The organism is Kitasatospora sp. NPDC059462, from assembly GCF_042749955.1.
In the GTDB taxonomy this organism is placed as follows: domain Bacteria; phylum Actinomycetota; class Actinomycetes; order Streptomycetales; family Streptomycetaceae; genus Kitasatospora.
The window spans coordinates 1-6,375 of record NZ_JBHYUU010000296.1 but is presented as its reverse complement, the minus strand read 5'-3'; the positions used below and the strand labels follow the sequence as shown (position 1 = coordinate 6,375).

Sequence of the window (6,375 nt, the reverse complement as noted above, 5' to 3'; positions counted from 1 at the left end):
GGCCGCGCACCCTTGAAGGGTGCGCGGCCCGTTGCCGTTTCATGGATCTGTTGTGGCCGACGGCAGGCACCTGCGGCGGCCCGGCCAGTCGTTGGGCCGCTCCGGCTCGACGCTCCTGCCGACCCGAACGCCGTGGAGATGGATCGGAGGGTGGCAGGCTTTGTGTCACGCCCTGGTGGGGGCGTTCGTCGTGGTCAACGACGCGGGGCGGTCTCAGGCACGGGCCGGCATGGCGGTGATGAGGGTGCGCTCGCGGACGAGGTCAGCATGGACGTCGGGTTGGTTTGGCGCCAGGGCTTCGAGGGCGTCGTCGATCGCAGTTAGGGCTTCGGTGCGGCGGCCGAGGGTTCGCCAGGCGGTGGCGGTGCGGAAGAGCGCGATGGGGTCGTTGTCGTCGAAGGTGGGCCAGGCGGCAAGCTGCAGGATCTGCTCAGCCTGGCCGGGCAGGCTGTCGCCCAGCCAGAGACCGTGGAGCAGCGCGTGGCAGACCTGCGGGTTGTCGCCGGCTTCGGCAAGCGAGCGGTTCATGGCGTCGAGAGCGCCGGGGACGGAGCGGCCGAGCAGCGCGAAGGCGTGGAGGGCGCGGGTGTACGGATCCCAGCGGGCCCGCTCGTGGTCGGGGGATTGGTCGAGGAGCTGCTGGATGGTGCGGCTTCGAAAGTCGTAGCGCAGTGCGACGAGGTGGAGGTGCCGCAGGGCCTGGGCGTGGGTGCGGTCGGTGCCGGGCTGGGTCAGGTGGTCGACACCAGTGATGTGGAGCAGAGCGCTGTTGCGTCGGCTGCGGGCGTACCAGGCGAGGTGGTTGGCCAGGGCGGCGCTCGTCTGCCAGTCTGCGCCGGCGCGGCTGAGCCAGCGCGCGGCTTCGGTGGTCCAGGGTTGGCCGGCGTCGATGGTCTGCTCGATCAGGGTTCGGACGGCCGTGAGCGCGGTGGGGCGCAGGTCGTCGCGGCGGACTGCGGCGGCGAGGGCGGCGTACGAGCCGGTGGTGTCGAGGAGTGCGCGGATCATGATGCGCTGGGTAGGTGGGTAGGCCGCGGCGCGGGCGATGCGTTCGATGGTGTCAAGGGGTGTGGCGGTCAGGTGGCGCTCCGGTCGTCATAGTGCCGCTGTGGGGCTGGCCTTGCTCGGTGTTATCGGGTGCGACGGGTGCCTGCTGGCGGGTGGGGCGGGGATGCAGGTGCCAGGGCACTGGTGCGGGCGGCGCCGGCGCCGCGGTGAGCGGCTTCCGCTCGCCGGCGGGTGGGCTAGTCGTGCCTCAGAAGCGCGTGGTCGAGCCGGTTGCCGGCCTCGCGGAGGATGTTGCGGGCGCGGAGGTTGGCGTCTTCGAGGTGGGGCAGCAGGTCCTGGCCGGTGGCGGCGGGCGTCTGGTTGGCCAGCAGTCGTGGGCGAGCAGACCGAGTTCGGCGACGTGGTGCGCGGGGATCGACAGGTCGGTCGGGTCGAGCCACTCCTGCAGGTCGGTGACGAGGTCGTCGTGCGGTGTGTCGATCGCGGACTTCGTGAGCCACAGGGCAATGGCTGGCGGGTCGGTGGGGATGAGGGGGCCGAACGCGGCCCGCATCTCTGCAAGTTCATCGGGTGTGAAGATCAGCGGGTTCTGCTTGGAGCGGTCCTTGCGCGTCGGTGCCGGCTACCGTCCCCGCGCTGCTGTTGCCCGCTGGGTCGCGGGGGTTGCCGTCGAGGCAGTAGGTGCCCTCAAGGGCTGGGCGCTGCCGGTGCGGGTGCCGCGCTGAACGCCGCGTACGCGCGACTCAGTCCGGCCTGCTGCGGGAGCAGGCTCCGGGGAGGTGTCGGTGAGCAGTGCGGTGTAGCGGGCGACGGCTTCCCTGAGCGGTCCGGGGTTCAACTCGCCGTCGCCGTCGATCCGGGCGAGATCGCGCAGGGTGTGCACGAATCCCGGCCGGGGCACCGTCGCGTGTTCGTCGAAGTCGAAGAGGTTGGCGCCTAGTTGCGCCCCGCTGGCGCGCAGCACCACCTGAACGCGGACGCCGCGGTAGGTGTCGCTGCGGATCCCGCCCGATTCCAGCGCGGCGGTGATGAGAACGTCCGCGCGGCGCGCCAGCTGCTGCCGACCGGTGGTGATGCCGTCTGGCAGCGGCGCCAGGGCCCTCAGGATTTCAGCGTGGTCGACGATGTCGTTTCCTCGGTGTTGGTGGGGTCTCGGGTCCGGCGTGATCACGAACCGGGCGACCGCGGCGATCACTTGGAGCGGGGACCGTGGTCTCCGATTCGGATCAGCGGCCTCGTGGCCGGGTGTCGTCGGGTGGCGGTGTCCGACCGCGGTCTGCTCCGTCGTCCACCGGGGTGTTGTAGGCCGGGCGGATCGGCTCCTGGCCGCCGGAGCGCGCGGCCTCGGCGCGGGAGGTAGCCGGTCGGCTGGGCTCGGGTAGTGATGCGGAGGTGTCCCGGGTCCACTCGTGAGCGGCCTCCACCGTGGCGAAGTGCCCGCCCCGCACGGTGTAGGTGGTGTCGTCGTCGCTCTCACGCCGCCAGACGAACACGGCCACGGGCGTCTTCGGGTCGAGAGCATCGGTGTCGTCGGCGATCACCCACTTCTCGTACGGCGCGGTGGTGGTGTTGTAGTCGTTACGGATCTCGTACCGGCTTCCCGAGCTGCGCAGCAGGTCCTCCAGGCGGGCGGTCTCGGCGTCCACGGGGTCGCTCCACCCGTCGGGTTCCCGGACGAGGTCGGGGTCCGCGCCACGCCCGACGAGCCAGTTCTGCGCGAGGGGGATCAGCACCGAGCGGTGCATGCCGGCGCGAACCGTCCTGTCGGCGAGGTCGCGGTGGAGATGGACTCCGAGGACCTGTGGCACTCCGGGCTCGGGGGCCTCGTCGATCACGAGGAGGAAGGACTCCCGCAGGTCGGGGCTGTAGGGGTTCTCGGCGTGCTGTGCGCGCACGACCCACAGGGACCGCTCAGGGTTGAGCAGCTCGTTGAGCGTCCGGGCGCTCTCGCTGTCCAGGGCCTGGAGCTCGTCGAGGCCCAGGAGCATGGCGTGGTCGTGGATGGGTGCGATGTACAGGAAGGACTCCGGGAGCAGGAGTTGCTCCGGTCTGCGCTGCCGGTGGGCAGCCGCCGGGACGGGGATGGGGTGGTCAACGCCGTTAGCCGTGCGGGGCGGTGGCTGCAGGCGCGGTGGCGGGCGGGGCCAGGACCAGGGGTGCGCTGCGTCCAGCTGCTGCTGCGGACGTGGCGTGTCGGGCGGCGTCCGCGCGTGCTGATCGCTCGCTGGCGGGATTGGTTCATCGCCGGCGAGTTGTGTCCCGCCGAGGCTCTGGTGGTGCCGTGGCCGCCGGGTGCTCGGGTACGGTGCGCTCGTTGGCGTCGCCGACGCGGGTGAGGGCGGCCACGGCCCGCGGCGTGGCGCCGGCGCCGAGGCGGGTCGCGGCGTGATGGCCGGCTTCGCGGCCTGCGTCGAGGATGGCGGCGGTGAGCTGGAGGGACTCGCCCGCGTCTCCACCGATCCGGTGCTGGGCGGCCCAGCCGCCGGCGGCGCGCAGGGTTCGGGCGCTGCGCTCCATCACTCCGCCTTCCCCGGTGATGGCGCTGATGAGCCTTCGGGCTTCGGCGGGATCGGTGGTGCGCACCAGGCGGGTGGTGACGTCGTCGATCCGGTCGGCCAGTTCCCGTGCGGTGGTGCTCGGCCACCGGTCGTCGTCGAGCTGGTGCCGCTCGACGGCGGTGTCCGATTGGCTCGAGCGCGGCTGGCCGCTGGTGCTCGGGGAGTTTCGCCGACGGCGCGGTTCCAGGTGGACCTGGGTGCGTTGCGCCGCTGGGATCTGCGACCGGAGCCGGATCGCGGGGAGGGGGCGGACGACTTCGTCGAAGGCCGCGGAGATCAGCGCGGTAGGGGTGTGGCCGGTGAACGTGACCTTCCAGCGTTCGCTGTCGTACCCGCGTGGACCGGCCCAGACGGTGATCGTGGGTCCGATGCCCCGGAGGTCTCCGACGTGGTGGTCGACCTCGATACCGGCGGTGCCGTCCGGTCGGGTCCGGCTGTAGTGGCCCAGGGCCGGTCCGGCTACCGGCCACGGCTCGCCGGTGGCCTCCAGGTCGGCCGCGATGGTGTTGTCCAGCGACCGGCGCCCCCACAGGAGGTCGTCGCGTACCTGCTCCGAGGTGGCGGACAGCGCGTAGGAGAGCTGGTTGGCCACCGCCATGACGACCTCGACGGGTGTCTTGGGGCAGAACGTGGCACTCCAGGTGCGCTCGCTGACGGGCGAGCGATAGCCGGCGATGGTCCAGCGTGGCCCGTTGCGGGCTTCGTGATTCAGCTCGATCACGGCGGTGAGCTGCTCGTGGAGGGCGACGGTCGTGTCCTGCCCGGGGCTGTGGCGGCCCCAGGCGGGCGACTCGTCGAGGAAGTCTGCGAGCGCGCCTTCGGCGTCGCCGGGGCCCGCCAAGTGCCCTGGTGTGACGAGTACTTCGTGCTCGGCCTCGGCGGAAGGGGTGGTCAGGGTCTCGCCTCACGTGTGTGGGAGTGGTCGGCCGCCGCGGCGCCGCCGGGCTAGCGCAGCACCGGGAGCAGGATGTTGGGGGCGTTGAAGGACCGGGCGACCGCGTCGACCAGACTCGTCACGACCGGGGCGGGCGCTGCTGCGCTCACCGAGATCGACCAGAAGTGGCCGTCCGTGCGGCCGTCGATGTCCCAGCGGCCGTCCTGGCCCGACTGGAACGGATCGACTGCTCGGCCCGCGAGGCGGTTGCACCTGGCCATCGCGCTGTCGCCGTTGGCCGCCCGGTAGTTGAACCGGCAGGTCGGCTCCCCAGGAGACTTCTGCCATCCGGCATCGGCCAGGCCGCTGAGAGCGGTGGCCGGATCGGCGGTGTCCCAGTCGTCGAACAGCGGGTGGTTCTCCCGGTGGAGCCGCGCGAGCGTGGCCGTGAAGGCCGCCACGACCTCGACGGGCGTGTTGCGGTTGAAGTGCGCACCCCAGAACGGCTGGTCGAACGGCTCGTCGTAGACGATCACCCGCCACGAGGGCCAACTCCAGTGCGGGAAGACGTAGCCGACCTGGATCCTGTGGTCAGGCGTGATGACCATGGTGTTCTTCCCCGCCCGGGTGAGCCGGCCGCCCAGGTCGAGCAGGGGCTGCATCGCCTGGTCGAGGCCCTCGGGCGGCTTGGTGTCGGCGTCCCAGTAGTCCGAGGGGTCACCGTACTTGGACAATTGTCCTCCTGTGGGTCGGGGTGGGCCGGGCCGACCGCGGTGCGGCGGCCCGGCCCAGGCGGTCAGGCGTCGGCCGGCTCCGAGTCCGCCGCGGCGGGGTCGAGCGCGCCCGAGGCGATCTGCTGCTCGGCCTCGGCGAGGCGGCGCTCGGCAATCTCGGCGTAGTGTGAAGTCACCTCGACGCCAAGGAAGTTGCGGCCTTCCATAATGGCGGCCACCCCCGTCGAGCCGGAGCCCGCGCAGAAGTCGAGAACGGTCCCGCCGGGCTTGCAGATCTTCACCAGCTCCCGCATCACGCTGACCGGCTTCTGCGTGATGTGGACGCGACCGGACCGGGGCTGCGAGGCGGTGTACAGGCCGGGCAGGTAGACGGGGTGGGCGTCGCCGTCGATGGGGCCCTTGCTGCCCCACAGAACGAATTCACAATTCTGCGTGAAACGTCCCTTTTGCGGTCGCGCGGCGGGCTTGTACCAGGCGAGCGCACCACGCCAGATCCAGCCGCCGGCCTGCAGCGCGTCGCTCGTGGCCGCCAACTGGCGCCAATCCGTGAAAACGAGCGCGACGCCGCCGTTCTTGGTGGCCCGATAGGACTCGGCAAGGAGCTGGCTCAGCCAGTACGTATAGGAACGCTGATCCTTGTTCTCGCCGGGGAAATCGGCAAGATCATGGGCGGCGTCGGCGCTGGTGTACTTCGCGCGGGCCGTCCGCCCGGTCCTTTCCTGCGTGGTGCGCCCGCCCGAATTGTACGGCGGGTCGGTGATGACGCAGTCGACGGAGTTCGAGGGGATCGCGGCGAGCCGGGTGAGGGCGTCGCCCCGGTGGATTTCGTAGGGCAAGGGGCGGGTTGTCCTCCTGGTCGGGGAAAGGGGAGGCTGCCGGAGTATGGTCTCCGACCTGGGCATTTCTGCTGCGGTCGGCCGGGCGAGGCGGTCGCTTGGACCATGCGGGTCCGGCTGCGGTGAGGAACCTAGCCCATGTGCGGCTCGCAACCTAAAACGGCAACTCCCGACCGTCAGCGAAGATCGTTTTAGGTTGCGAGCCGCACCTCGCCTATCGTCTCCTGCGCCACGGGAGGTCCGCCGACCCGGCCGATCTTCGTTTTAGGTTGTCCGCGATCTCCCAACCGTGACCCTCTAACGGTCGATGAAAAGTGACCCCTTCCGTGGTCAGGTGATCAGGCTGGCTCCGTGGGGAGTCAGGA

7 protein-coding genes are annotated in these 6,375 nt (G+C 71.0%); all 7 read right to left on the bottom strand.

The window, feature by feature from the left end; translation table 11 throughout:
• Positions 1 to 213 precede the first annotated feature (213 nt).
• Positions 214 to 1,008, bottom strand: coding sequence for a hypothetical protein (locus ACFXAM_RS37125; protein ID WP_380298156.1), 795 nt, complete (start codon positions 1,006 to 1,008; stop codon positions 214 to 216).
• A gap of 247 nt (positions 1,009 to 1,255) precedes the next feature.
• The gene (locus tag ACFXAM_RS37120; protein ID WP_380298154.1) at positions 1,256 to 1,561 is read right to left on the bottom strand and encodes a hypothetical protein; all 306 of its coding nucleotides are present in this window, start codon (positions 1,559 to 1,561) and stop codon (positions 1,256 to 1,258) included.
• Positions 1,562 to 1,630: 69 nt separating this feature from the next.
• On the bottom strand, positions 1,631 to 2,203 hold the full coding sequence (locus ACFXAM_RS37115) for a hypothetical protein (RefSeq protein ID WP_380298152.1): 573 nt from the start codon (positions 2,201 to 2,203) through the stop codon (positions 1,631 to 1,633).
• Positions 2,204 to 2,234: 31 nt separating this feature from the next.
• Positions 2,235 to 2,996, bottom strand: a complete 762-nt coding sequence (locus ACFXAM_RS37110; protein ID WP_380298150.1) for a hypothetical protein — start codon at positions 2,994 to 2,996, stop codon at positions 2,235 to 2,237.
• Between the two features lie 250 nt (positions 2,997 to 3,246).
• Entirely contained in the window at positions 3,247 to 4,407 is a 1,161-nt protein-coding gene (locus ACFXAM_RS37105; RefSeq protein WP_380298148.1) for a DUF317 domain-containing protein, read from the bottom strand.
• Positions 4,408 to 4,511: 104 nt separating this feature from the next.
• Positions 4,512 to 5,174, bottom strand: a complete 663-nt coding sequence (locus ACFXAM_RS37100) for a DUF317 domain-containing protein (protein ID WP_380298146.1) — start codon at positions 5,172 to 5,174, stop codon at positions 4,512 to 4,514.
• A gap of 62 nt (positions 5,175 to 5,236) precedes the next feature.
• Positions 5,237 to 6,010, bottom strand: a complete 774-nt coding sequence (locus ACFXAM_RS37095) for a DNA-methyltransferase (RefSeq protein ID WP_380298144.1) — start codon at positions 6,008 to 6,010, stop codon at positions 5,237 to 5,239.
• Positions 6,011 to 6,375: the final 365 nt, after the last annotated feature.

Excerpts from the sequence above, each read along its gene's own strand:
- ACFXAM_RS37120 (WP_380298154.1), bottom strand. The coding sequence starts at position 1,561 with ATGCGGGCCGCGTTCGGCCCCCTCATCCCCACCGACCCGCCAGCCATT.
- ACFXAM_RS37110 (WP_380298150.1), bottom strand. The coding sequence starts at position 2,996 with ATGCTCCTGGGCCTCGACGAGCTCCAGGCCCTGGACAGCGAGAGCGCC.
- ACFXAM_RS37125 (WP_380298156.1), bottom strand. The coding sequence starts at position 1,008 with ATGATCCGCGCACTCCTCGACACCACCGGCTCGTACGCCGCCCTCGCC.